Genomic DNA, 24,995 nt, shown 5'->3' on the forward strand with positions numbered 1-24,995 from the left:
GCCTTTTTTCTGATGAGGAGTTCTGAAATGCCCCACGATTGTTCAACGCCCACCGCCCAGGCAGGCGTCTATCCATTCGACGCGCGTGGTGTCGCCAAGCGCTTCCGCCATGCCGCCATCTTCGGCGCGCTGGAAGCCCTGCATCCCGGTGAAACCATGCGCTTCTGTAACGACCATGATCCGCTGCCTTTACTTGCGCAGATCCAGCATCGCTATGGCCCCTACTTCCGCGCTACCTATATTTCACGCACGGTCGGACAGGTCATTATCGATTTCCTCGCAGTTGAGGAAGACACACCGCAGTAAAACACCAACAACAACCAGAAGGTGATTGAGATGAAAACGCAATTCAAGCTTGCCGCCGCCAGCCTTACCGCTGCGCTGCTCGTCGTATCCCAAAGCTACGCCGCTCCAGAACTTCCCGTCATCACACAGGAATTGGTAGCACCTCCGCTGATGCCGCCTCAGATAACCCGCAAGATGCCTGCCAAGGTGGTAGTCAATTTGACTGTGGAGGAGGTCGAGCGCGAAATTGCGCCGGGGACGAAATACACCTTCTGGACTTTTGGCGGCACGGTGCCGGGCAAGATGATCCGCGTGCGCGAAGGCGACACGGTTGAGCTGAACCTGCAGAACCTGCCAGACAACAAACTGCCGCACAATATCGACCTGCACGCGGTGACAGGTCCCGGCGGCGGCGCCGCACAGACGCTGATCGCACCGGGCAATGAGGCCAGCTTCACGTTCAAGGCCTTGAATCCTGGCCTGTATGTGTACCACTGCGCCACAGCGCCGGTCGGCATGCACGTGGCGAACGGCATGTACGGCATGATCCTGGTCGAGCCGAAGGAAGGCATGTCCAAGGTCGACAAGGAATACTACGTGATGCAGGGTGACTTCTACACCACTGGCGCCTACCGCGCGCCTGGCCTGCAAGCCTTCGATCAGCAAAAGGCCATCGATGAGAAGCCGACCTATGTGCTGTTCAACGGTAAGGACGGCGCGCTGACCGGTGCCAATGCGCTGACCGCCAAGACCAACGAGAAAGTGCGCATGTTCTTCGGCGTGGGCGGACCGAACATCACGTCAAGCTTCCACATCATCGGCGCGATCTTCGACAAGGTGTATTTCGAGGGCGGCACCAGGTTCCAGGAACAGGTGCAGACCACGATGGTGCCGGCCGGCGGTTCGGCCATCGTCGAGTTCACGCCTAAAGTACCGGGCAACCTGACGCTGGTGGACCACTCGCTGACCCGTGCCTTCAACAAGGGCGCAATCGGCCTGCTGTCGGTCAGCGGACCTGACAACTACAGCATCTACGGCAAAGGCATCAAGAAACCGCTGGCTGGCGCCAAAGCTGCCGCTGCACCGGCCAAAGCACCTGCGCCGATGGTGCCGGTGGTCGCCGGTGAACAGGTGCGTGGCAAGGCGGTCTACGACAACACCTGCGCGGTCTGCCATCAGGACAAGGGACAGGGTGTGGCCGGCGTCTTCCCGCCGCTGGCGAAGTCGGACTTCTTCAAGGAGCGTCCTTATGAAATGGCGCACATCGTGCTGCATGGCCGCACTGGCGAAATCGTCGTCAACGGCGAGCATTACAACGGCGTGATGCCGCCGCAGGAGCTCAATGACGAAGACGTGGCCGCAGTCATCAACTATGTCAGCGTTGCCATGAACGATGGCAAGCCGGTGGTCACGCCTACCCAGGTGGCGGAAATGCGTAAAGCGAGGTAATCATGAAAGCGCCGATATTTGCGCTGTCCATTGCAGTCGCGTGCAGCGTGACTGCCAGTGGGGCCGCCAGCAGCAGCATCAGCATCAGCAGCAGCGGTCCTGTCCAGCAGCTTGATGTCGGCGCCAGCCTCGATGCCGCCCTCGCCGATGTTTGCATCGCTCCCCGGCCAGCCGCCGGGACCGATGCAGGCGGCGGGGGCGACGCCAGCGTCGCTGCGGAATATCGCAGCATCGCCGGCGGTCCGTTGCGCAGCGTGCTGCCAGCGGACGGCGTGGCGGCCGACGCGCAGGTTAAACCCTACCAACTGCGCAGCCGCCTCGTTACCAACCGTGAATTCAAGGCCTTCCTGCAAGCGTCGCCGATGTGGCAACGCGAACAGGCGCCGGCCCTGTTCACGGCCCCAGGCTATTTGTCCGCCATCGACGACGCCAACGACGAAGCCCCGGTCATCCAGGTCAGCTGGTATGCCGCGCAAGCCTACTGCGCGTCAGAACACGCCAGACTCCCCCGCTGGTATGAATGGGAATTCGCCGGCAAGGCCGACGCAACGCAAGCTGATGCGCGCGACGATGACGCCTGGCTTTCCAATATCCTGCGCTGGTACGCCGACGCCGGAAAAACCCCTCCCGGCCGCGTAGCCGCCACTCCAGCCAACTACTACGGCGTGCACGACATGCACGGCCTGGTATGGGAATGGGTGGAAGACTACAGCGGCCTTTTCGTCAATGCGGACAGCCGCTCCAGCGTAGAAAAGAAACAGCTCGATTACTGCGGCGGCGCCGCCGTCTCGCTGCAAGACCGCCGCAATTACGCAGTCCTGATGCGCCTTGCCCTGCTCTCCGCCATGGAAGCACGCCAGGGTGGCGCCAACCTCGGATTCCGCTGCGCGCGAGACTCCACCGATCAAGGAGCTACAAAATGAAAAGTACCGCCATCACCATCGTGACACTTGCCCTCGCCGCGCTGCTGCCATTCGCCCCCGCGAGCGCGCAGCAACAACAGCAGCACGATCACGGTGACCACGCCGCACACGCTCATGTCGCGCCAGCGGCCGCAGGCACCGGCGCCTGGGCGCCCGCAGCAGCCGGCATCACCATTCCCACCAACTCGATCTACCAGGTGCCCGCCCCGCTGACCGACGCTGCTGGCCAGCGCTTCGTGTTGAAAGACGTCGCCGGCGCCCCGCTGCTGGTCACCATGTTCTACGGCGACTGCCACTCGGCCTGCCCGATCGTCATTGAAACGCTGAAGCGCACCATCGGCGCCGTCGGCCCTGACGGCAAGCGCCTGCGCGTTCTGCTGATCAGCCTCGATCCCAAGCGCGATACGCCCAAGTCGCTCGGCATGATGGCCGACATGCAGAAGCTCGACCCGGCGCAATACCGGCTGGCGGTCGCCAGCAGCGACACCGACACCCGCATGCTGGCCTCCGCGCTGGACATCCGCTACCGGCCGCTGGACAACGGCGAAATCAGCCACACGACCCGCATCGCCCTGCTCAACGCCGACGGCAGCGTGCGCGCCGACAGCACCAGGCTGACCGTGGATCCGGACCCGGAGTTCGTCAAGCAAATCGCCGCCGCATTAAAAAGATAAGCCAGATCAAGAAATCTACACATAGGGCTAACCGTCGCCACAGACACCATATATAGTGATTAAACGATCAAATCAACTAGATATGGGGCCAGCATGGAAGGACTATTTCACAGCACTATCTCTAAACGCGACGGCAGCGCGCAGCCATTCAACCTGGTGAAGATTGAAAGCGCCCTGCTCCGCGCCGGCCGGGCCACAGGCGAATTCGATACCCTCAAGGCCAACCAGCTGACGGAAGCCGTGCTGCTTCAACTGTCAACGCTGCCGCAGCCCGACAAGCTGACCGTGGAACTGGTGCAGGACACCGTAGAAAAAGTCCTGTACGAAGCAGGCTACCGCCACACGCTGCGCGCCTATGTGGTCTACCGCGAGCAGCATGCCGCGCTGCGCCAGGATAAGCACTCGCTGGTCGACGTGGCCTCCTCCATCAACGAATACCTGGAACGCCAGGACTGGCGCGTCAACGCCAACGCCAACCAGGGCTACTCGCTGGGCGGCCTGATACTCAACGTCTCCGGCAAGGTCATCGCCAACTACTGGCTGAACCACGTCTACCCGCCGGAAGTGGGCCGCGCCCACCGCGACGCCGACATCCACATCCACGATCTCGACATGCTGGCCGGGTACTGCGCCGGCTGGTCATTGCGCACGCTGCTCAACGAAGGCTTGAACGGCGTACCGGGCAAGGTGGAATCCAGTCCGCCGCGCCACATGTCCAGCGCCATCGGCCAGATTGTCAACTTCCTCGGCACGCTGCAAAACGAATGGGCCGGCGCCCAGGCTTTCAGCTCCTTCGATACGTATATGGCGCCCTTCATCCGCAAGGACAAGCTGCGCTACGACGAAGTGAAGCAGTACATGCAGGAACTGATCTACAACCTCAACGTGCCATCGCGCTGGGGCACGCAAACGCCGTTCACCAACCTGACCTTCGACTGGGTGTGCCCGGAAGACCTGCGCGAGCAGATTCCGTACATCGCCGGCGAAGAGCAACCGTTCTCCTACGGCGAGCTACAGGAAGAGATGGACATGATCAACCGCGCCTACATCGAAATCATGATGACCGGCGACGCCAAGGGCCGTGCCTTCACTTTCCCCATCCCGACCTACAACATCACCGAGGATTTCGCGTGGGAGAGCCCGAACGCCGAACTGCTGTTCGAGATGACGGCGCGCTACGGCCTGCCCTACTTCCAGAATTTCATCAACTCGGAACTGAAGCCCAACATGATCCGCTCCATGTGCTGCCGTTTGCAGCTGGACTTGCGCGAGCTGCTAAAACGCGGCAACGGCCTGTTTGGCTCGGCCGAGCAAACCGGCTCGCTGGGTGTGGTGACGGTCAATTGCGCACGTCTCGGCCACCTGTATCGCGGCGACGAGCCGGGCCTGATTGCCGCGCTGGACCGCCTGCTGGAACTGGGCCGCGACAGCCTGGAGATCAAGCGCAAGGTCATCCAGCGCCACATGGACAATGGCCTGTTCCCGTACACCAAGCGCTATCTGGGCACGCTGCGCAACCACTTCTCTACGCTGGGCGTCAACGGTGTCAATGAAATGATCCGCAACTTCGACCCGGAAGGCAAACAGGACATCACCACGCCATGGGGCCGCGCCTTCGCCCTGCGCCTGCTGGACCACGTGCGTGCGCGCATGGTTGAATTCCAGGAAGCCACCGGCCATATGTACAACCTTGAAGCCACGCCGGCGGAAGGCACGACCTACCGCTTCGCCAAGGAAGACAAGAAGCGCTATCCGAACATCCTGCAGGCCGGCACGCCGCAGCAGCCCTACTACACCAACTCCTCGCAACTGCCGGTCGGCTTTACCGAAGACCCGTTCGAGGCGCTGGAACAGCAGGACGCGCTGCAACGCAAATACACCGGCGGCACCGTGCTGCACTTGTACCTGACCGAAGCGCTGTCCAGCGCCGCCGCCTGCCGCACGCTGGTGCGCCGCGCGCTGGGACGTTTCGGCCTGCCGTACATCACCGTCACGCCGACCTTCTCGATTTGTCCGAAACACGGCTACCTGAATGGCAGCCACGAGTTCTGCCCGAAATGCGATGCCGACATCATCGCCCGCAAACAAGCCACTCTTCAACCACCAGCAAAGGAAACGCCATGCAAAGTGTGAACCAGCAAACCATCCAGCTCGACGACTCGGAACGCCAGCGTTGTGAAATCTGGACCCGGGTGATGGGCTACCATCGTCCGGTCTCGTCCTTCAATATCGGCAAACAGGGCGAGTTCCATGAACGTAAATTCTTCCGCGAGCCGCATGCGCAGCTGGCATCTTAAAGAGGAAGGCCGCCAGCTGCGTGTTGGCGGCTATACCCCGTTCAGCGCCAGCGAATATCCCGGCCTGCTGTCGGCGGTGATCTTCGTGCAGGGCTGCCCGTGGCGTTGCGGCTACTGCCAGAACACGCATTTGCAGGAGCGCACGCGCGATAGTCCGATCGCCTGGAAAGACATCGTAACCACGCTGGAACGACGCGCCGGCATGCTGGATGCGGTGGTATTCTGCGGCGGCGAACCCACCATGGACCCGGCGCTGCACAGCGCCATCTCGCAGGTGCGCGCCATGGGCTTCAAGATTGGTCTGGAAACCGCCTGCATCTATCCCGAACGCCTGAAAAGCGTACTGCCTTTAGTAGATTGGGTAGGTTTTGACGTAAAAACCACCTTCGGGCGCTATGCCGAAGTGACAGGTATTGCCGGCAGCGGCGCGCCGGTACAGGAAAGCGTGACCGCCATCCTGGCCAGCGGCGTCGATTACGAATGCCGCACCACTGTGCATCCGGCGCACCTGTCGCCGGCACAGTTGATGGAGCTGGCGCAGGCACTGGCGGCGATGGGCGTGAACAACTACGTGCTACAGGAATTCCGCGCCACCGGATGTGCCGATGAAGGCCTGGTGTCAGGCGCGATGCCCGGCTATCCGGCCGAGAATCTGCTGACCGGGATAGCACCGCTGTTCAACAGCTTTAACGTGCGCCGCGCCGGCCAGGCAGCGCGTTAAACAAGCGTGTCAGGGCCTGGCGGCCCAGTTCCGTCACTGGCAACTCAATCGCATCCAGCGTGTTCTTCACCAGCAGGCCCAGCTCCGTATCCCCTTCCATCGACAAGCGACGCGAGAAGAACAGCGTATCCGGGTCCTGCTCGCGCCTGGCCAGCGCGATGAAGTCGCGCGTGCAGGCGCCGATTTCCAGGTCTGGCATGCCACTGCGCGGCGCAGCAGCAAAGGCACCGTCGCGCCAGATAAAATCGAAGGCCACGCCGGCATCGGTGACGCGCACGCGTACATGACGGCCCGCCAAGCCGGCGCGCACATCGTCCGGCAGGTGCGGCTTCAGCACCAGATTCAGCGCCGCCACACACAGCAGCGAGCCCGGATAGGCCGGCAGACGCTGCCCCAGGGAGGCCAGCAGGGCCGGCAGCGGCTGCGCCGCTCCATAGGTGTTTTGGACTACTGGATTCATGCTGCGTTCTCCATGCGATATTCGAGGCCAGGCCTGCCGTACCAGTAGCCGTTGCAGGCTTCGGACGGCAGCAATGGCGAGATTGTCTCGGCGGCGGCGCGCGGCATCAATGCACCGGTGCGCGCGGCGTCGAAGGCGGCGATGATCTCTTTCATATTGGCCGATTGCGGGCTGAGTCGCGCCACGTCCACGCCCAGCTCATACATTTGTTCCAGTTCCGCCACCAGGTTGTACACCAGCGCCGACTGGCTCTGGATGCCGTTCAGGACCAGGAACTCCTGCTTCTCCTTGGTCTGCATCAGCATGCCGTCAGGATAATCGATGCAGCTGAAGCGGCAATCGTCCTTCGGCAGGTTGCGGTTGCGTGCGGTGAAGCAGCGCGCGGAAAACGCCAGCGGCATGCGGCCAAAAGCGAAAACTTCCGTCTGCATGCCCTCCGGCCGGCTGCTTTGCATATGACGCAGACCGTCGCGGCTCATCTCCAGCGGCATCACCCAGCGGCTGGCGCCCAGTTCATGCATCAACTGCAGCGTCGGCGGGTTGTAGACATTCAGGTGCGGACCTGCGACAAAGCGCGACTGGCCGGACAGCATATGCACCGCCCCGATATCATTGGCTTCCACATGGAAGCGGCCATTCGATGCGATCTTGCGCTGGGCGCCGAGATCCGCACTGGATTCGATCAGCGTCAGCGTCGATACCACCACCTCTTTGCCGCGTCCTTGCAGCAGCTCAGCGACAGCCAGCCAATCAGCAGAGCGCAGCTCGTGGCGGCGCGAGCACACGGTCTCGCCGAGGTAGACGATATCCACCGGGCTCTCCGCGATTTGTTCGTAAAATTCCATGACCTTGGCGCGCGGCCAGTAATACAGCAGCGGCCCGAGGGCGAGTTTCAACATGACTTCTCCGTTCTTATTTCCACGAGCGGTGATACGCGCCCAGTGTGTGCTGCTGGCCTTCGGCCAGTGTATTCAGTTCCGACATCCAGGCCGGCTTGACCGAGTAGCGCGCCGCATTGCGCAGACAGTCATCGAGCGCCGCGCGCCATACGCGCGTCACCTGCGAGACATAGGCGGGGCTGCGCTGGCGGCCTTCGATCTTCACCGCGCGCACGCCCATTTCCAGCAGCTGCGGCAGCAGTTCCAGCGTATTCAGGCTGGTCGGTTCCTCAATGGCGTAATAGGTTTCATCCTCGACCTCGAAGCGGCCCTTGCACAGCGTTGGATAGCTGGCGTTTTCCTGCGGCGTATAGCGGTCGATCATCACGCCATTCAGGCGCGACTCCAGGCCACGCGGATTCTGCTGCCAGCGGACCGCCTTGGCCGGCGAGCAGACACCGTGGGTGTTCGGCGATTCACCGGTGACGTAGGACGACAGCTGGCAGCGGCCCTCCACCATCACGCATAGGCTGCCGAAGCCGAAGACTTCGATTTCCACGCTGGTGTTCTTGACCACGTGCTCCACCTGCGCCAGCGACAGCACGCGCGGCAGCACCGCGCGCTGCACGCCAAACTGCTTGTGATAGAAGTTGATCGCCTCGGCATTGGTGGCCGAGCCCTGCACCGACAGGTGCAGACGCAGATTCGGGTAATTGTCGGCGGCGTAGCGCATCAGGCCAGGGTCGGCCAGGATGACGGCATCCACGCCGGCCTTGGCGGCACGGTCGATGGCGGCTTGCCACAGCGCGGTGTTATCCGGCTGTGGATACGTATTCAACGCCAGCAGCACCTTGCGACCGTGGTCATGGGCATAGGCGATGCCGGTGTTGATGGCGGCATCGTCGAAATTCAGGCCGGCGAAATTGCGGGCGTTGGTGGCGTCGCGAAAACCAAGATAGACGCAGTCGGCGCCCAGGTCGATGGCGGCCTTCAGGGCCGGCAGGCTACCCGCCGGGCATACCAGCTCGATGGGTGGGGAGACAGGTTGATTCATGTGTTCTTCATAGCTAAATAGGGCGAACGAACTGTATCGCTCCATGAACCCGGAAATCCTTGATATGAATCAAAGAAATTAAGCTTTGTCGGGTGGGACAATGTACACAGATTTAATCAAGGACAAAGAAAATGCAGAAGATCGCCACCTATCTCGATCAGGATCACCGCCGCTGCGACGATCAATATGCCATGGCGGAATCGGATGTCATCCTGCGCCACTGGGACGATGCTGGCAGCCATTTCGGCACTTTCCTGCAGATGTTCGAGCGGCACCTGGAGAAGGAGGAACGCATACTGTTTCCCCGCCTCGACCACGCGCTGGGCAACGGTTACGGCCCAACGGTGGTCATGCGCAGCGAACACCGTCAGATGCGCGACATGCTGGCCGAGATGAAAACCGCCATCGCCAGCCAGGACAGCGACGCCTTCTTCGACCAGGCCGACACGCTGCGCATCCTGATGCGCCAGCATAACCTGAAGGAGGAAGGCATCCTCTACCCGCAGGCCGACTACGTGCTGGCCATGCAGGCCGACGCGGTGGTCGCCAGCATGGAAAACATGGATCAGCTGGAAGGGAGCGCCGCATGAACGTCATGCGTGAACATGGAGAAAGCGCCCGCCTGCTGGACGTCGGCGGTCTGGAACCACCGGAGCCGATGGTGCGCATCCTTGAAGCGCTGGACACGCTGGCCGACGACGAGCGCCTGCGCGTGCTGATCGACCGCGAACCGGTGCCGCTGTACCGCATCCTGCTGCGCAACGGCTATCAATACCGCACCAGCGTACAGGAAGATCAACGCTACGAAGTCCTCATCTGGCTGGCGCCCATCGCATGAAACCCCTCGACGCACCGCAGCGCGCTTTATCCTTCGGCAGCAACCCGCCGTTGTCGCTGCCGCTGCGCTACTTTCTGACCGCACCGCTGTTTGCCGCACTGGCCGCCGCCTTCCTCGCCTGGCAAGGCGATGCGGCGCTGCTTAGCCGCTGGTCGCCGCTGACGCTGGCCATCACCCACCTGATGGTGCTCGGCTGCCTGAGCATGACCATGATCGGCGCCATGCTGCAAATGCTGCCGGTGGTGGCCGGAATCGAAGTGCCTCGCGCCTATCCGGTCGGCGCGGTGGTGCATATCTGCCTGTGCGCGGGCACGCTGGCCCTGGCCGGCGGCTTCTGGCTGGGCAGCCCGGTGCTGTTCCGCATCGCCATGGCGCTGCTGCTGGCGGGGCTGATGCTGTTTGCCGGCGCCTGCACGGTCGCCATGTGGCAGTACCACCTGCCCGGTTCCGGCGCGGTGGTGGCGGGCATCCGCCTGGCGCTGGCGGCGCTGGTGCTGACCATGATCCTGGGCGGCATGCTGGCCAGCGCGTTTGCCTGGCCGGGCATGTTGCAGATGCCGCTCCAGCGCATCACCAACCTGCACGCCATGTGGGGCATGCTGGGCTGGGTAGGATTGCTGGTAGTCGGCATCGCCTTCCAGGTGGTGCCGATGTTCATGCTCACCGAACCCTATCCAAAATTCCTGACCGGTGCCTATTCCACCTGGATGTTCATGCTGCTGGGCGCTGCCTCGCTGTCGAGCGGCTGGAGCGGCCCGGGCGAACTGCTGCACACGGCCTTCCTGATACTGCTGGCCAGCGGCTACGCGCTGTTCGGCGCCGCCACGCTGTACCTGCTGGCACGCCGCAAACGTCCACGCGCCGATCCGACCACCTTGTTCTGGCGTACCGCCATGGCCTGCCTGCTGGCGGCGCTGGGCGTCTGGCTCTGGCCGGCAACCGCGCCATCCAGCGCCACACCGCTGGCCGCCGGCGTGCTGCTGATCGGCGGCTTCGCACTGTCGGCTGTCAGCGGCATGCTGTACAAGATCGTTCCATTCCTGACCTGGTATCACCTGCAAGACATGCGCGGCGCCAGCAACCGCAGGCCGCCGAACATCAACCAGATCATCCCCGAGCGCCACGCACAGTGGCAGTACGGCGCCCATGTCGCCGGCCTGCTCTTGCTGCTGGGCGCTTGCTATCAACCGGCGCTGGTGCGCCCTGGCGCGGTGCTGATGTGCGTCGCCTGCCTGGGCCTGTGGCTCAATCTGGGCCGCGCCGTGTCCCACCACATTCTCTTCGTTCCCGCACAATCATGAATAGCGAATTCTATATCGACGCCGTACTGCGCCAGGCCAAGCCCCGCCTGAGCACCCTGTTGAAACTGATGTTCAGCGAAGCGCAGGCTTTTGGTCAAAAGACCCAATGGCTGGGCAGCGTGATCGCCCTGCTGGAACCGCTGGGCTTCCAGGAGCGCACTGTGCGCACCGCCCTGTTCCGCCTGGCCGAGCATAAAGTCATCAAGATCGAGCGTCATGGCCGCCGCAGCCTGTGCATGCTGACGCCGCAAGCCGCCGCCTCGATCCAGTCGGTGCGCCAGCGCCTCAACATCCCGGCAGGCCGCAGCTTCGCCGAGGACTGGAGCATGCTGGTCAACTCCGGCGGCATCAGCGCCACCAGCTACGCGGCCGCGCGCAAGCAGCTGCTGGACCTGGACTACTGCGTTCTGGCGCCGAATGTGCTGGCCCGTCCCGCTTCCTACACTCGCGGCGTGCAGGCTGGCGAAGACCACGGCCTGGCGCTGTTTGAAGTCAGCGGCGCGCAACTGGCGGCCGCCGTGCGCCAACCACTGTTCGGCAAAATGGATTGGGACCTGGAGACGCCAGCTGCGATGTATGAACAGTTCCGGCAGCGCTTCGAGCCGCTGCGCCAGATGCTGGGCAAGCGCGGCGCCTTCACCGATGTGCAGGCTTACATGTTGCGGCTGCTGGTCAGCCACGGCTACCAGCACTGCCGCCGCGCCGATCCGCTGCTGCCGCAGGAACTGCTGCCGGATAGCTGGGCGGCGATGCAAGCCTACCAGACCTATGCGGCCCTATACGCGGGATGCGCGACGCAGGCGCGCCGCCACATCCTGAAGATTACCGAGGCGCCAGCGCAAGAGCAGCAGGCCAGCCTCTCCACCACACCAGTACGTCGCCACATCGCGCGCCGCACCGGCGTCTACATGACCGCTTGATACCACCGAAAGAGAATCATGAAACAAATCGCTAATGACTGCTACGACGGACCAACCCTGAGCGTTACCATCAACCGCGAAGGCGCGCGTGTGCATCGGCTGATCGATGACACCATCTATCCTACCCGTGCCAAGAAGATGAATATCCGGCGCGACCCGATGGTGGAGGCGCTGTTCGGCGCAGCCGCCGAACATCCGCCACGCGCCACGCCGGCGCGCAAGATCAAGGCCGCACGGCGCTGATCTGTTCCGCCACGCAGGCCTCTACGGAGGCCTGCCGCTTCACTGTCGCCGCAGCGGGTTTGCGGCGCGCATCCAGCACCACCACCGGGGATGACGGGCCGGCGCCCGCCACCAGCTTGAACTGGCCAATCAGCCTACCCAATTGCATTGCCTGCTGCTGCATGCTGCGGGCTGCCAGCGCCGCTTCTTCCACCACCACCGCATTTTGCTGATTGATGGCGTCGATATGCGCCACGGCAGTATTGATCTGTTCTATGCCACTGCTTTGCTCCTTGCTGGCATTGCTGATCTCTCCCATGTACTGCTCCACCTTGCCCACCGACTGCACGATCTCCGCCATGATGCGGCCGGCGTCGGTGGCCTGGCGGCTGCCGCTTTCAATTTTGTCGACCGAGCTGGTAATCAGGTTCTTGATCTCGTGGGCGGCGGTGGCCGAGCGCTGCGCAAGGTTGCGCACCTCGGTGGCGACCACCGCAAAGCCGCGCCCCTGTTCGCCGGCGCGCGCTGCCTCCACGGCGGCATTCAGCGCCAGGATATTGGTCTGGAAGGCGATGCTGTCGATCACGCCGATGATGTCGGCAATCCGGGTGGAGCTGGCGTGGATGGATTCCATGGTCTTGACCACCGCGCTGACGGCGGCGCCGCCCTCGCCGGCCACACGCGCTGCGGCCAGCGCCAGGTCGTTGGCGTCATGCGCGTTGTCGGCGTTCTGGCGCACGGTGCCGGTCATCTGCCGCATCGAGGCGGCGGTTTCTTCGAGCGAGCTGGATTGGCCTTCGGTGCGCGCCGACAAATCCGCGTTGCCGTGGGCGATATCGTCGGCGTCGCTGTTGACGACGGTGCTGGCTTCCTTGATCTGGCCGACCAGCGACTTGAGATTGATCTGCAGGATGCGCAGCGCCTGCAGCATCTCGTTGGCCTCGGTGCAGCCCCTGGCCTCGATGCGGCCGGTCAGGTCGCCGCCGCTCATCTGGCACAGGTAGGCGCGCATGTCATGCAGCGGTGTCAGCGCGGCTTTGCGCAATATAAACAGCCCCGCCGCCACGACCGCCAGATTAACTGCCGCCAGCATGGGGAATATCCACGCAGCGATTATCATCACCATAATCAGAAAGAATATGATATTCAATTGGAGCGATAAAGATAGACTGCGTTTTTTAGGGAATTTTAAATTTTCCGTTTTATAAAGACGCTGTGCCGCATCGATCTGCTGGCGGGATGGTTTTACCCTTACCGATGTATAACCTGCAATCTTGCCGTTTTCGATATAAGGTGCGGCATTTGCCTCCACCCAGTAATAATTCCCGTTCTTGCAGCGGTTCTTTACCAGTCCGGTCCAGGCCCGGCCGGCCTTCAGCTCGCGCCACAGGTCATCGAACGCGGCGGCAGGCATATCAGGATGGCGCACGATGTTCTGCGGTGCACCGATTAACTCTGCTTCCGAAAAACCGCTTATCTTAATAAAATCACTATTAACATAGTTAATGTTTCCTTTAAGATCAGTTTTTGAAACAATCGTCTCTGCTTCATCGAGCACATATTCAGTGTTGTTTATAGGCAAGTTCAAACGCATAATCTCATCCGATAATAAATCTAGTCGGAAATTATATAGTCACCGCAACAACAAAATTATCCAAAATAAAATAAATATTTATTCAAAGGCAATTTGACCTGGATCAAAGAAGCGCGTCGCAAAGATGCAAGTAAATCGCTTTTTCGTCCAAAGCCAAGCGCCGTATGTTTCGTTACGCTCCTGCATCAGAGTGAATCAATCACCATCAACAGGAGATAACCATGAAGACCCCACAGCACATGCTGGTCTGCGGCGTGAGCATGTTCACGCTATGTCACAGCGCTACCGCACAAACCGACGAAGCACCGCTCACCTCTGTCACCGTGACCGGTTCGCGCGTCATCAAGAACGGCGACAGCAATCCATCGCCCACCACGGTCATGACGTCCGATGACCTGCTCACCGCAAAACCTGGCGCCACGCTGGCCGACGCGCTCAACACGCTGCCGGTGTTTGCCGGCTCGCGCGGCGCCGCCAGCAACCCGACCACCGCCGGCAGCGCCGCCGGCGGCAGCGGCTCCGCCAACCAGCTCAATCTGCGCAATATCGGCGCCACGCGCACGCTGGTGCTGATGGATGGCAAACGCATTCCGCCCACGCTGTACAACGGCGCAGTGGATGTCGACCTGATACCGCAGCTGTTCGTGGAACGCGTTGACGTCGTCACCGGTGGTGTCTCGGCCGTTTACGGCTCGGATGCAATGACCGGTGTGGTCAACTACATCCTCGATCACAAATTCAACGGCATCAAGGCTGACGCCAGCTACGGCGTGTCGGAACGCGGCGACGCCAACAAGGCCAACGTGGGCTTCGCATGGGGCACGAAACTGGATCGCGGCGTGCACGTCGAAGCCGGCGTTGAATACCGCAAGGAGGATGGCATCGACCGCCGTTCGGACCGCGACTGGCTGAACCAGGTTGGCGTCACCGGTGCCGGCACCACCGCCAATCCCTACGTCCTGCAATCCAGGCTGCGGCAGAAGACCTTCCCCTTCGGCGGCCTGATTACCAGCGGCGCATTGGCCGGCAAGACCTTCAAGCAGAACGGTGTGCTGAGTCCCTTCATCGCCGGCACGCCGACCGGCACCGCCGCGATTGAAGCCGGCGGTGATGGCGGCTACTGGGATTCCGGCCTGCTGGCGCAACTGGAGGCCAAGCAGTTGTTCGGCCGCGTCGACTACGACCTCTCCAGCGATATGCGCCTCTACGCACAAGTCTCCGGCAACCTGAAGACCAATACCAGCTTCGCCGAAACCAATCAGCTGAACAACGTCTCGCTGCGCAGCACCAACGCCTTCCTGCCGGCCGAATACGCGGCGCTGCTTCCTGCCTCGCAGCCAACCTTCGGCTACAGCAAATTCATGGGCGACGTGCCGCGCCTGACGGCGGTGTCGGATTCGAAGCAATGGGTGTTCACCACCGGCGTTGAAGGCAAAAGCAATGGCATGAAGTGGAACGTCGATTACGTGTATGGACGCGCAAAGCTGAATACCGCGATGGCCAACGTGTTGAACCGCCAGAAGCTGTCGGCGGCGCTGGACGCTGTCACCAGCGGCGGCAAAACCGTCTGCGGCATCACCGTCACCAATCCGGGCCTGGCCGACGACTGCGTGCCGATGAATGTCTTCGGTCCCAACGCCGCCTCGGCGCAAGCGATCGACTACGTCACCGACACCGTGCTGTTCGACTCCACCACGGTGATGAACGACATCTCGGGCCAGCTCTCCGGCAAACTGTTTGACAACTGGGCCGGTGCAGTCAACGGCGCCGTCTCCGCCGAATGGCGCGACATGAAATTCAACTCGCACAGCAGCGCGCGCCCGACAGACCTGGTCAACTGCACCGGCCTGTCCCTGAACTGCACCGCCGGCGCCACCCGCACCGAATTCGTCTTCGGCGAAAGCCCGCAAGGCGTCAGCCAGCGCGTATGGGAAGTGGCTGGCGAAATGGATGTGCCGCTGTCGAAGAACCTCAGCGCCAACGGTGCGGCGCGTTATACCTCCTACAATACCAGCGGCAATTACGTGACGTGGAAAGTCGGCATGGACTGGAGCGTCACCGACACGCTGCGCATGCGCGCCACCCGCTCACGCGACATCCGTGCACCAACGCTGTACGACCTGTTCGCGCCTATCTCGCAAGTGCAGGTACGCCCGACCGATCTGCTGACCGGCACCAGCCCCACCGTGCCGCAGATCGACCAGGCCAATCCCAACCTGACGGCGGAAATCGGCAACACCATGACGCTGGGCTTAGTCTGGAAGCCGCTGCCGAAACTCAGCTTCGCGGCAGACGCCTACCGCATCAAGATCTCCGATGCGATTACCACCGTCTCCGGTTCCACCGCCGCCTTCCAGCAAGCCTGCTACCAGAGCGGCGGTAGCTCGCCATACTGCGCACTGCAGGTGCGGCCGAATGGCTATAGCGACAAATCGGCCGCCAACGCCGTCACCTCGTGGGTCAACCGCAGCGTCAACATCTCGGAAGTCGAAACCTTTGGCCTCGACCTGGAAGGCAACTACGCTGGCCGCCTGTTCGACCGGCCGATGTCGATCCGCGTGCTGACCGCATGGCAGCCACACGTCTACTACCGCCAGCCTGGCCTGGCGACGGTCGACCAGGGCGGCGTGGCCTTCGGCGCCGGCGGCATGGCGTCGACGCCGGCGGTGCGCGTGTCCGGCTATTTCCGCTTCCGCCCGATGAATGACTTTACGGTCGATATCTCGCAGCGCTGGCGCAGTGCCATGAAGCTGAGCGGCGACCCGGCGGAAGTATGGGCCAACAACCATATGCGTTCCTTCGCCACCACCGGCATCAATCTGGCGTACAAGGTCGACCTGGGCATGGGCGATGCGCAGCTTTACTTCAACGTCGAAAACCTGTTTGATGCGGAGCCGCCGGTCGGCGCTTTCTCCGGCAACGGCACCCGCGCCGGACTGCGTGATGGCTTCGCCCTGGCCGACGATCCGCGTGGGCGTTACTTCAGCCTGGGCATCCGCTCTCTATTCTGAAATGAATAGCCGCTTGACCACGGCAAATTAAAGATGTATTCTATTTGCATCTTAAATGGAAAAGGGAGCGCAACATGAAAACGACAGACCTGAACAAGCACCATGATGTCCGCAACTTTTCGGACCGTGTGGCCCTCGGCATCACTTTATCGCTGCGCTTCTTTGCCGACACCTTCTTCGCCAAGCGCTATGGCAACCGCGCCATCGTGCTGGAAACTGTCGCCGCCGTGCCGGGCATGGTGGGCGGCATGCTGGTCCACCTGCGCTGCCTGCGCTGGATGACGCCCGACCACGGCTGGATCCGCACCCTGCTGGAGGAAGCCGACAACGAACGCATGCACCTGATGACCTTTGTCGAAATCGCCAAGCCAAGCTGGTTCGAGCGCATGGTGATCCTGATGGTGCAGGCGCTGTTCTTCATCTTCTTCTTCCTGCTGTACCTGACCACGCCGCGCACCGCACACCGCCTGGTCGGCTACTTTGAAGAGCAAGCCGTGATCAGCTACACCTTGTATCTGGCCGAAATCGACGCCGGCCGCGTGGAGAACGTGCCAGCACCGCAGATCGCCATCGACTACTGGGCGCTGCCATCCAACGCCACGCTGCGCGATGTGGTAGTTGTCGTGCGCGCCGATGAAGTCGGCCACCGCGATGTCAACCACCAGTTTGCCAACGCGCTGAACATGGCCACGCTGGAGCAGGAAGCCTGAATCCGGCGACTTCACCTCAGTGCAGCAACCACATCCAGCCACTGAGGGTGAAGAAGGACGACACCATGCAGATCAGCAGCGCCGTGGCGCTGCGATCTGCTTCGCCATATGCCTGGCCCAGGATCGGATAAATGCTCAGCATCGGCATGGCGGCCATCAGCAAGGCGGCGGCGCGCAGTTGCGGCTCCATCGGCGTGACGCCGATCAGCGGCACCAGCGTGGCGATCAGCAGCACCGCCAGCGGATGGCCAATCAGCTTGCCCATCACCAGCGGCACCACGCGCTGCCAGCCGCTGCTCAGCGACAGGCCCACCAGCATGCCGCCGATGGCAAACAGCGACAGCCCGCCGCTGGCCTGTGCGAACAGGTTGACAGTGCGGATCACCGGCTGCGGCAGCGTCACCTCCAACAGGCTGACGACCAGCCCGGCCGTCACCGAAATCACCAGCGGGTTTTTCATCAGGCGCTGCGCCGACTGGCGTACCACCTGATGCCAGGCGCCGCCACCGCCATCGCGGCTATGCTCGGCCATGGCCAGCAGCAGCGGCAGCATCACCAGGTTTTCCACGATCACATTCAGGCCGAGCGCCACGCCGGCCACCGGCGCCACCATCAGCAACAGAATCGGAAAGCCGATAAAGCTGCTGTTGGAGCAGGAGACGCCCATGGCCATGAAGGTACTGCGCGTCATGCTCAGCTTGAGCACACGACGGCCGGTGAAATAGGCCAGCGTCAGCATCAGCAAGGAGCCAAACAAATAGGACAGCAGATACGCCGGATGCAGGATGTCGCTGACATGCCGCTGCGCCAGCGCATTGAAGATCAGCGCCGGCAGCGCCAGATTGAACACGAACTTGCCGAACACCTGCATGTCGGTGCGGGCAAACAGGCCGCTGCGCGTGGCCACATATCCGGCCAGTACAACTAGGTAGATCGGACAGGTGATGGCGAGGATTTCAAGCATGCCTACAGGGCGGGCCCGCAAAGGGCGGCGGTGAGAAAACGATTATCTTACCACGCGCTCGATGCAGGGAAACGCCCCCGGCCTCGGAGGCAGCGGCCTGACGGTGACTGTCATCTTCCGGGAACGTTGAGGTGTTACAGCTTTACCTGAACGACTGGCGTCACATCAGCAAGCGCTTCGCGAACGGCATTACGCCACTCGTCCCACATGGCGGAGTCCGCCGGTTTGCCGTCCTCCAGCAGTTGCAAGCTACCGAGAAGTGCGCCAACATCATCGGCGCCGGTCTGCTGATAGTACTTATCCAGGAACTTGAACATCGCCTTATAGGCTAATACATCGTTCATCATGTTCATAACTACTCCTTATCAGCTATACGCCCTTTGGCGCCCGCGCAGACAAACCTGTTTTGAAATCGGGCAAGCGCGGAGGATTATTGACGCCTCCATTAATAACACGATCGCCGCGAACTTGCACCCAAATCTGGTTGCCGTAGGCGTCCTCGCGGGCGAACCAGGAATTCCCGTACTGATCGAGATAAACGGCGGGATTAACCGGCGCGGTCGATGATGACGTAGTGCTTTCTGATGGGCTCGACGACTTCGAAGATGCCTTTGAAGTTGGCGGGAATGACGAGGGCGTCGCCGGGGCCGGCTTCGGCGGCGACGCCGTCTTCGTTGATGACGCGGCAGCGGCCTTCGAGGACGTAGAAGTATTCGTCCTTGTGCGGGCCGAAGGCGATGCGCCAGCTGCCTTGCTCGCAGGCCCAGACGCCGGCGCTGACTTCGCCGCTGGCATTGCTGAAGTGGTTCCAGGTGGTGCGGCGCGGATTGCCCGTCAGCCGGCGCTCTTCGCGCGGATGGTCGTATTCCGGCGTTGGCGATTGATGGCGGAATTCAGTGATGGTGCTCATGCTTTAATGTCCTGCAAATTCGGGGGAGCCATCTCCGCCAAAGCCACTGCCAGTTCCTGCCGCAGCGTCGCCAGGTGGGGATGGATGGCGGCCAGCTCGCCGGCGTCGGCCAGTTTTTCGATCTGGGCGCAGTACGCGTGCAATGCGTCGGCGCCGAGAAAGGCGGCGGCGCCCATCAGGCTGTGCGCGGCCAGCGCGACGGCGGTGGCGTCGCACTGGTCGACGCCGCGCTGCGCGACTTCCAGCAGGCGCGGGCCTTCGACCAGAAAGGCGGCGCGCATCGCGTGATACAGCTTGTCGCCAATTTCGGGCGCCGCACTGACCGGCGTGGCGCTGACGCCGAACATGGCGTCCAGCACTGCGGGCGCCGGCGCATGCTGCTCGCCGACCAGCGGCTGGCCCTGCTCCAGCAAAGCGTCCAGCTGGCGCGCGATTTCGTTGTGCAGTTCGTTTTCATCGATTGGCTTGGCAAGGAAGGCGCTGGCGCCGGCTTCAAGGAAGCGCTGCCGCTCCTCGGCGCTGACGTTGGCAGTCAGCGCGATGACCGGAATGGCTGGATTGCGCACGCCGTCCAGGCCAGCGCGCAGGCGCTGCACGGCGGCGATGCCATCCATGCGCGGCATGCGGCCGTCCATGACGACCAGGTCGTAATCCTGCGCCGCCAGGGCTTCCAGCGCCAGCAGGCCATCCTCGACGATGGTGACCGCGTGGCCCATATGCCCCAGCAGTTCACGCAGGATCAGTTGATTGGTGCTGCCGTCTTCGGCGCACAGCACGGCCAGGCGGCCGGAGTGCGGCCGCCGTATTTCTTCCTCTGGCACGAGCGCCGGTGCGCCGCTGCGCAGCGGCAGATAAACGCGGAACACACTGCCTACGCCGACCTGGCTGCTGGCCTCGATGCGTCCGCCCATGGCCACTGCGATATTCTTGCAGATCGCCAGGCCCAACCCGGCGCCGCCGTATTTGCGCGAGGTCGCGGCATCGGCCTGCTCGAATTTCTGGAACAGCCGGCCCAGGGCTTTCGCCTCGATGCCGATGCCGCTGTCGCGCACGGTCAGCACGATGCCCTGCCCCGGCTGTTCCGTCACGCTGACGCGCACTTCGCCACGCTCGGTGAACTTGATGCCGTTGCCAACCAGGTTGACGACGATCTGCCGCAGCCGCGTTGGATCGCCAAGCCACCAGGCCGGCATCGCCGGATCGACTTCGGCAATCAGCGACACGCCCTTGGCCTCGGCACGATTGGCCAGCAGGCCGACCACATCCTGCAGCAAGCCGGGCAGGTCGAAGTCCAGCGTCTCCAACGGCATCTTGCCGGCTTCCAGGCGGGTGAAATCGAGAATGTCGTTGATGATCTGTAGCAGCACCTCGGCGTTGCTCAGGCTCAGGCGCAGGCGGTCGCGTGTGTGCGGCGCCAGCGTCGGGTCTTTCAGCGACGAGCGCAGCATGCCGATCACGCCGCCCAAGGGCGTGCGTACCTCGTGACTGATCATCGCCAGAAAATCGCTCTTCAACTGATTGGACACTTCCGCCGCGCGGCGCGCCGCCAGCGACTCGGCATTGCTGGCATGGATGGCACGCTCGCGCACCAGCGCGCCGCCCAGCCCATGCAGCAGATAAGCGCAGGACACGCTCAGCACGGCCGCTACCAACAGGAAATTCACGCTCAGGATCAGCCAATGCACCAGCGGGCTGACGACGATCACGTTCATGCCCAGTTCGATGCCGCCGAAATAGCCGGCAGCGAACAGCGTAGCGCTGCACCACAGCAAGGCCAGCAGCGCGGCCCTGGTGCTCACCAGCACGGTGCACAGCACCGGCACCGCCAGCAGGTAGATCTGCGACAGCGGCCCCAGCGAAAACAGCAGCGCCACCGCCAGCAGGTAGCCTATGCCCAGCAAGGCAAAGGCGCGCTGCCGATAAGCAATATCACGACGGTAATTGAGCACCGCCATGCCCACCAGCGAAATGACGTCCACCGCCAGCAACGGCCAATGCCCCTGGCGGGCGGCGCCCCACATGCTTGGCAGCGCGGCGAGCAGCCCCATCCAGAAAGCCACGGCGCACAAGCCATTTAGCAGCCGGTTACGCCAGCCCTGTAAGTCCTGGTCACCCTGATCCAGCTGCTGCATGCGCTGGGACAAGGCGGCGCGCAGGGAGCGTACCGGTAGGCTGTCGATCAAAGGGCACTCGCTAGAAAAAATGTTAATTAGCGCGTGATTTTACTACCTTTGCAGCCTGATCGGGGCGGCTCGACAAGGTGTTTAGTTCAGTAATGAACGCTTGCGCGCGTAGGTGAAATACACCACCAGGCCGATTGCCAGCCAGATCAGGAAAGCGATCCAGGTCACCGCACTGAGGAAGGCCATCAGCGCGCCGCAGAACAGGATGGCCAGCGCCGGGATTACCGGTACGCCAGGGCAGCGGAAAGCGCGCGGCAGGTCCGGACGCTTCCTGCGCAGCACGATCACTGCCACCGACACCAGGCAGAACGCCGCCAGCGTGCCGATGTTCGCCAGTTCGCCCAGCACTTGCAGCGGCACCAGCGCGCCCAGCAGGCCGAAGACGATGCCGACCATCCAGGTCGAGACGATCGGCGTGCCGGCCTTGTTCAGCGACGACAGGCTCTTCGGCAGCAGGCCGTCACGCGACATGGCGTACAGCACACGGGTCTGGCCGAAGGCCATCACCAGGATCACGGTGCTCATGCCGAGGATCGCGCCGACGTCGACGAAGCCGGCGAACCAGTTTTCACCGGCAAACTGCAACGCCAGCGATACCGGATGGTCGATGCCCTTGAATTCGGTGTACGGCACGATGCCGGTCATGATGGCTGACACCACCACGTACAGGATGGTGCAGATGGCCAGCGAACCGATGATACCGATTGGCAGATCGCGCTTCGGATTCTTGACCTCTTCCGCCGCCGTCGTCACCGCGTCAAAACCGATGAAGGCAAAGAACACCAGCGCCGCCGCACTCATCACACCGGTCATACCATACGGCATGAATGGCTGCCAGTTGGCCGGGGCTACATGACGCGTGCCCACCAGAATGAACAGCAGCACCACGCCGATTTTCACCACCACCATGATGTTGTTGACGCGTACCGACTCGCGCACGCCCAGCGACAGCATGACGGTCAGCACCATCATGATGCAGAACGCCGGCAGGTTGAAGAAGGTGGTCACGCCTGGAATCGCGCCCGGCGCGGCGGACAGCGCTACCGGAATGTGCAGGCCGAAGCCGCTCAGCAGCGACTGGAAGTAGCCGGACCAGCCAACCGACACGGCGGACGTCACCAGGCCATATTCGAGGATCAGATCCCAGCCTATCATCCAGGCGATGATCTCGCCCAGGATGGCGTAGCTATAAGTGTAGATGCCGCCCGCCACCGGCAGGATGGAAGCGAACTCCGCGTAGCACAGCGCGGCAAAGCCGCAGGCAAACGCGGCAACGACAAACGACAGCGCCAGCGCCGGTCCGGCGGTGGTGGCGCCGCTGCCGGTCAACACGAAGATGCCGGTGCCGACGATGGCGCCGATGCCCAGCAGGATCAGGTCGACCGGGCCAAGCACCTTGCGCAGGCCACCCTGCTGGGTGGTGGCGGCGCGCATGGCGTCGAAATCTTTGGTTCTGAAAATACTCACGCTTACTGCCTCCTCTTTTAATTAATTCTAGTTAACTCTATTCGGGCTGGTCTCAGGCTTCGACATCGCAGATCTGGTCGCGGCCGGCCGACTTGGCCTGGTACAGGCGACGATCGACGCGGTCCAGGAAAATGTTGGGATCATCCTTGGCGCCCGGCACGATGGTGCCGGCGCCGACGCTGACCGTCACCAGCCGGCCGACGCCCGAGCGCGCGTGCGGCAGCTCCTTGTGCGCCAGCAGCTTGCGGCAGCGCTCGGCCACATTGCGGGCGGCGTTCTCGTCGGTGGCTGGCAGCAGCAGGATGAATTCCTCGCCGCCGAAACGTGCGCACAGATCGCGAGCGCGCGAGGCGCCGGTATCCAGCGCTTCGGCCACGCGGCGCAGGCATTCGTCGCCCTGCACATGGCCGTAATGATCGTTGTATTGTTTGAAGTAGTCGATGTCGATCACCAGCAGCGACAGCGGCTCGCGGCTGGCCTGCGCCTTGGCCCACTCGACCGGATACAGGGTATCGAACATGCGTCGGTTGGCCACGCCGGTCAGGCTGTCGCGGTAGGACAGCACTTCCAGCTCGCGTTGCAGTTGCAGGATCTTGTCCTCGGCCTGCTTGCGCTCGGTAATGTCGAACATGAAGCCGACCAGCGCCTCGACGCTGCCGTCCTCGCGCCGCACCACGTGCACCACGTCGCGTATCCACACATAGTCGCCATCCGGCGTCAGCGCGCGGTAGTCGGCTTCGTGATCGACGCCCTGCTGCGATTGCGACACGCAGAAATCCACGGTGCGCTGGCGGTCTTCTTCGTGGATGCGCTCGGCCCAGTCGTTGACCGACAGCCAGCTGGACTGGCTCCAGCCCAGCAAGGCCTCGATCTGCGGGCCGATATAGGTGAACTGCATGGTCGCCCAGTCGATGCGCCACGGAATGGCGCGCGTGGATTCAAGCAGGGTGCGGTAGACGCCGGAATCGGCTGGGCTGGTGTCGAGATGCGGAGATATCATGAGGCAAGAATTTAGGACCGCCATGCGGCGGCCCCGCATTATACTGGAGCCTGCCGTGCCAGTTGCAGCGTTTGGGTTGGGTGGGCAAACCTGATGTCCAGCTCGGCAAAGCGCTCGAACAATATCGTGTTGATGTTCTGCTGGATATCCATGTAGACGCGGTACTCCGAGCTTTGCACGATGTACACCGTCTCGAACTCCAGCGCCGACGGCCCGCAAGCCTTGAAGTGGGCGCGGTCGAACTGCGCCAGCGGCTGCGCTTCCACCGCCTGCTGCAAAATCTGCGGTATCGCCCGCACGTTTTCCTTGGTGGTCTGATAGGTCACGCTGATCGGGAAGACGATGCGCCGCGTTTCCATGCGCTTCAGGTTGCGGATGCGGCTTTTCAGCATGTCGCTGTTGGAGAACACGATCTGCTCGCCACTCAGGCTGCGGATACGGGTGGTCTTCAGGCCGATATGCTCGACCGTGCCGGCGATGTCGTCGACGATGATGAAGTCGCCCACCATAAACGGCTTGTCAAGCACGATGGACAGCGAGGACAACAGGTCGCCGAGGATGTTCTGCAAAGCCAGCGCGACGGCGATACCGCCGATACCCAGGCTGGCCACCAGCGTGGTGATATTGACGCCGAAGTTATCCAGTATCATCAGCATGATCACCACCCACAGCGCCACGCGCAGCAGGAAGCCCAGCACGGCGGTCGAGGTGGTGCTGGCGATGTCTTCGGCGATGCGTTGCCGGCGGTAGTGCTCCAGCCATTCGCGCACGCCGACGTCGCCCCAACGCGCCACTTGCAGCAGCGCGGCGCCGAGGGCGAAGCGGGTCAGGCGCAGTGTGGCGGGTTCGGACATCTCCAGCCATTGCGAGCCGGCCAGCATGCCCATCATCAGCATGAATAGCGGATGGGTAGCGCCCAGCACCTTGACGGCGGCGTCATCGACATACGTGGTGGTGGTTTGCGCGTAGCGGTCCAGACGGCGCACGGCGACTTTGCGGATCAGGTACAGCAGCAGGGAGACTGCGCTGGTAATGGCGAGGGCGATCGCCCAGGTGGTCAGGTCGTTTTTAAACAGGATGTAATTCATCGTTCTCCAGCGTTAGTCGTCACTCCCGCGCAGCAGGAGTGACGGT

Annotated in this window: 25 protein-coding genes and 1 pseudogene; 14 read left to right on the plus strand and 12 right to left on the minus strand. The window is 62.5% G+C overall.

The window, feature by feature from the left end; all coding sequences use genetic code 11:
• The first annotated feature begins 27 nt into the window (after positions 1-27).
• From BLS51_RS15130 to BLS51_RS15155, 7 genes are all read left to right on the plus strand, one after another.
• Positions 28-306, plus strand: a complete 279-nt coding sequence (locus BLS51_RS15130) for a DUF2249 domain-containing protein (protein ID WP_090184301.1) — start codon at positions 28-30, stop codon at positions 304-306.
• 30 nt (positions 307-336) lie between these two features.
• On the plus strand, positions 337-1,734 hold the full coding sequence (gene nirK, locus BLS51_RS15135) for a copper-containing nitrite reductase (protein WP_090184298.1): 1,398 nt from the start codon (positions 337-339) through the stop codon (positions 1,732-1,734).
• A gap of 2 nt (positions 1,735-1,736) precedes the next feature.
• A complete protein-coding gene (locus BLS51_RS15140) occupies positions 1,737-2,657 on the plus strand; it encodes a formylglycine-generating enzyme family protein (RefSeq protein ID WP_090184295.1) in 921 nt (306 codons plus the stop codon).
• Positions 2,654-3,331, plus strand: coding sequence for an SCO family protein (locus tag BLS51_RS15145; RefSeq protein WP_090184292.1), 678 nt, complete (start codon positions 2,654-2,656; stop codon positions 3,329-3,331). Before BLS51_RS15140 ends, BLS51_RS15145 begins: the two co-directional genes overlap by 4 nt.
• Before the next feature lie 93 nt (positions 3,332-3,424).
• Positions 3,425-5,464, plus strand: a complete 2,040-nt coding sequence (locus BLS51_RS15150; protein WP_090184288.1) for a ribonucleoside triphosphate reductase — start codon at positions 3,425-3,427, stop codon at positions 5,462-5,464.
• On the plus strand, positions 5,452-5,628 hold the full coding sequence (gene nrdD / locus BLS51_RS30440) for an anaerobic ribonucleoside-triphosphate reductase (RefSeq protein WP_139168708.1): 177 nt from the start codon (positions 5,452-5,454) through the stop codon (positions 5,626-5,628). The genes BLS51_RS15150 and nrdD overlap by 13 nt, the downstream gene beginning before the upstream one ends.
• Positions 5,609-6,349, plus strand: coding sequence for an anaerobic ribonucleoside-triphosphate reductase activating protein (locus BLS51_RS15155; protein ID WP_090184286.1), 741 nt, complete (start codon positions 5,609-5,611; stop codon positions 6,347-6,349). The genes nrdD and BLS51_RS15155 overlap by 20 nt, the downstream gene beginning before the upstream one ends.
• Here the strand turns inward: BLS51_RS15155 and BLS51_RS15160 are convergent.
• From BLS51_RS15160 to BLS51_RS15170, 3 genes are read right to left on the minus strand one after another with little or no spacing between them, the layout of a single operon-like run.
• Positions 6,315-6,809 carry a ubiquinone anaerobic biosynthesis accessory factor UbiT gene (locus tag BLS51_RS15160; protein ID WP_090184283.1) on the minus strand — a complete coding sequence of 165 codons (495 nt, stop codon included), beginning with the start codon at positions 6,807-6,809 and terminating at the stop codon, positions 6,315-6,317. The genes BLS51_RS15155 and BLS51_RS15160 overlap by 35 nt on opposite strands.
• Entirely contained in the window at positions 6,806-7,708 is a 903-nt protein-coding gene (locus tag BLS51_RS15165) for a ubiquinone anaerobic biosynthesis protein UbiV (RefSeq protein ID WP_090184280.1), read from the minus strand. Before BLS51_RS15165 ends, BLS51_RS15160 begins: the two co-directional genes overlap by 4 nt.
• A 13-nt stretch (positions 7,709-7,721) precedes the next feature.
• Positions 7,722-8,741: a ubiquinone anaerobic biosynthesis protein UbiU gene (locus BLS51_RS15170; RefSeq protein ID WP_090184277.1), complete on the minus strand. Its 1,020-nt coding sequence runs from the start codon at positions 8,739-8,741 to the stop codon at positions 7,722-7,724.
• Between the two features lie 131 nt (positions 8,742-8,872).
• On the opposite strand from BLS51_RS15170, the gene BLS51_RS15175 reads away from it, so the two are divergent.
• From BLS51_RS15175 to BLS51_RS15195, 5 genes are read left to right on the plus strand one after another with little or no spacing between them, the layout of a single operon-like run.
• Positions 8,873-9,331: a hemerythrin domain-containing protein gene (locus tag BLS51_RS15175; RefSeq protein ID WP_090184274.1), complete on the plus strand. Its 459-nt coding sequence runs from the start codon at positions 8,873-8,875 to the stop codon at positions 9,329-9,331.
• On the plus strand, positions 9,328-9,579 hold the full coding sequence (locus BLS51_RS15180; protein WP_090184272.1) for a DUF2249 domain-containing protein: 252 nt from the start codon (positions 9,328-9,330) through the stop codon (positions 9,577-9,579). Before BLS51_RS15175 ends, BLS51_RS15180 begins: the two co-directional genes overlap by 4 nt.
• Positions 9,576-10,880 (plus strand): permease, encoded by a 1,305-nt coding sequence (locus BLS51_RS15185; RefSeq protein WP_090184269.1) that lies wholly within the window; start codon positions 9,576-9,578, stop codon positions 10,878-10,880. The genes BLS51_RS15180 and BLS51_RS15185 overlap by 4 nt, the downstream gene beginning before the upstream one ends.
• Positions 10,877-11,800, plus strand: coding sequence for a PaaX family transcriptional regulator C-terminal domain-containing protein (locus BLS51_RS15190; protein ID WP_090184265.1), 924 nt, complete (start codon positions 10,877-10,879; stop codon positions 11,798-11,800). Before BLS51_RS15185 ends, BLS51_RS15190 begins: the two co-directional genes overlap by 4 nt.
• An 18-nt stretch (positions 11,801-11,818) precedes the next feature.
• On the plus strand, positions 11,819-12,043 hold the full coding sequence (locus tag BLS51_RS15195; RefSeq protein ID WP_090184261.1) for a hypothetical protein: 225 nt from the start codon (positions 11,819-11,821) through the stop codon (positions 12,041-12,043).
• Here BLS51_RS15195 and BLS51_RS15200 read toward each other — a convergent pair.
• Complete coding sequence (locus BLS51_RS15200) at positions 12,024-13,115, minus strand: methyl-accepting chemotaxis protein (RefSeq protein WP_229207608.1); 1,092 nt, start codon at positions 13,113-13,115, stop codon at positions 12,024-12,026. The genes BLS51_RS15195 and BLS51_RS15200 overlap by 20 nt on opposite strands.
• A 171-nt stretch (positions 13,116-13,286) precedes the next feature.
• Positions 13,287-13,616: pseudogene (locus BLS51_RS30255) on the minus strand (PAS domain-containing protein); the annotation flags it as partial.
• A gap of 221 nt (positions 13,617-13,837) precedes the next feature.
• On the opposite strand from BLS51_RS30255, the gene BLS51_RS15205 reads away from it, so the two are divergent.
• Both BLS51_RS15205 and BLS51_RS15210 read left to right on the plus strand, forming a co-directional pair.
• On the plus strand, positions 13,838-16,627 hold the full coding sequence (locus BLS51_RS15205) for a TonB-dependent receptor domain-containing protein (RefSeq protein ID WP_090184254.1): 2,790 nt from the start codon (positions 13,838-13,840) through the stop codon (positions 16,625-16,627).
• Between the two features lie 74 nt (positions 16,628-16,701).
• Positions 16,702-17,337 (plus strand): alternative oxidase, encoded by a 636-nt coding sequence (locus BLS51_RS15210; protein WP_090184251.1) that lies wholly within the window; start codon positions 16,702-16,704, stop codon positions 17,335-17,337.
• 16 nt (positions 17,338-17,353) lie between these two features.
• Here the strand turns inward: BLS51_RS15210 and BLS51_RS15215 are convergent, their stop codons facing one another.
• The 7 genes from BLS51_RS15215 to BLS51_RS15245 all read right to left on the minus strand — a co-directional run bounded on the left by BLS51_RS15215 (position 17,354) and on the right by BLS51_RS15245 (position 24,949).
• Positions 17,354-18,301, minus strand: coding sequence for an AEC family transporter (locus tag BLS51_RS15215; RefSeq protein WP_090184247.1), 948 nt, complete (start codon positions 18,299-18,301; stop codon positions 17,354-17,356).
• Between the two features lie 134 nt (positions 18,302-18,435).
• Positions 18,436-18,654 carry a hypothetical protein gene (locus BLS51_RS15220; RefSeq protein ID WP_217636444.1) on the minus strand — a complete coding sequence of 73 codons (219 nt, stop codon included), beginning with the start codon at positions 18,652-18,654 and terminating at the stop codon, positions 18,436-18,438.
• Between the two features lie 194 nt (positions 18,655-18,848).
• The gene (locus BLS51_RS15225; RefSeq protein ID WP_090184244.1) at positions 18,849-19,211 is read right to left on the minus strand and encodes a cupin domain-containing protein; all 363 of its coding nucleotides are present in this window, start codon (positions 19,209-19,211) and stop codon (positions 18,849-18,851) included.
• Positions 19,208-21,394, minus strand: a complete 2,187-nt coding sequence (locus tag BLS51_RS15230; protein ID WP_090184242.1) for an ATP-binding protein — start codon at positions 21,392-21,394, stop codon at positions 19,208-19,210. Before BLS51_RS15230 ends, BLS51_RS15225 begins: the two co-directional genes overlap by 4 nt.
• Before the next feature lie 81 nt (positions 21,395-21,475).
• Positions 21,476-22,861, minus strand: a complete 1,386-nt coding sequence (locus BLS51_RS15235; RefSeq protein ID WP_090184239.1) for a branched-chain amino acid transporter BcaP — start codon at positions 22,859-22,861, stop codon at positions 21,476-21,478.
• A gap of 52 nt (positions 22,862-22,913) precedes the next feature.
• Positions 22,914-23,861, minus strand: coding sequence for a sensor domain-containing diguanylate cyclase (locus tag BLS51_RS15240; RefSeq protein ID WP_175472588.1), 948 nt, complete (start codon positions 23,859-23,861; stop codon positions 22,914-22,916).
• Between the two features lie 38 nt (positions 23,862-23,899).
• A complete protein-coding gene (locus BLS51_RS15245; protein ID WP_090184237.1) occupies positions 23,900-24,949 on the minus strand; it encodes a mechanosensitive ion channel family protein in 1,050 nt (349 codons plus the stop codon).
• Positions 24,950-24,995 lie beyond the last annotated feature (46 nt).

This window comes from Duganella sp. OV510 (genome assembly GCF_900100205.1).
Lineage (GTDB): Bacteria > Pseudomonadota > Gammaproteobacteria > Burkholderiales > Burkholderiaceae_D > Rugamonas.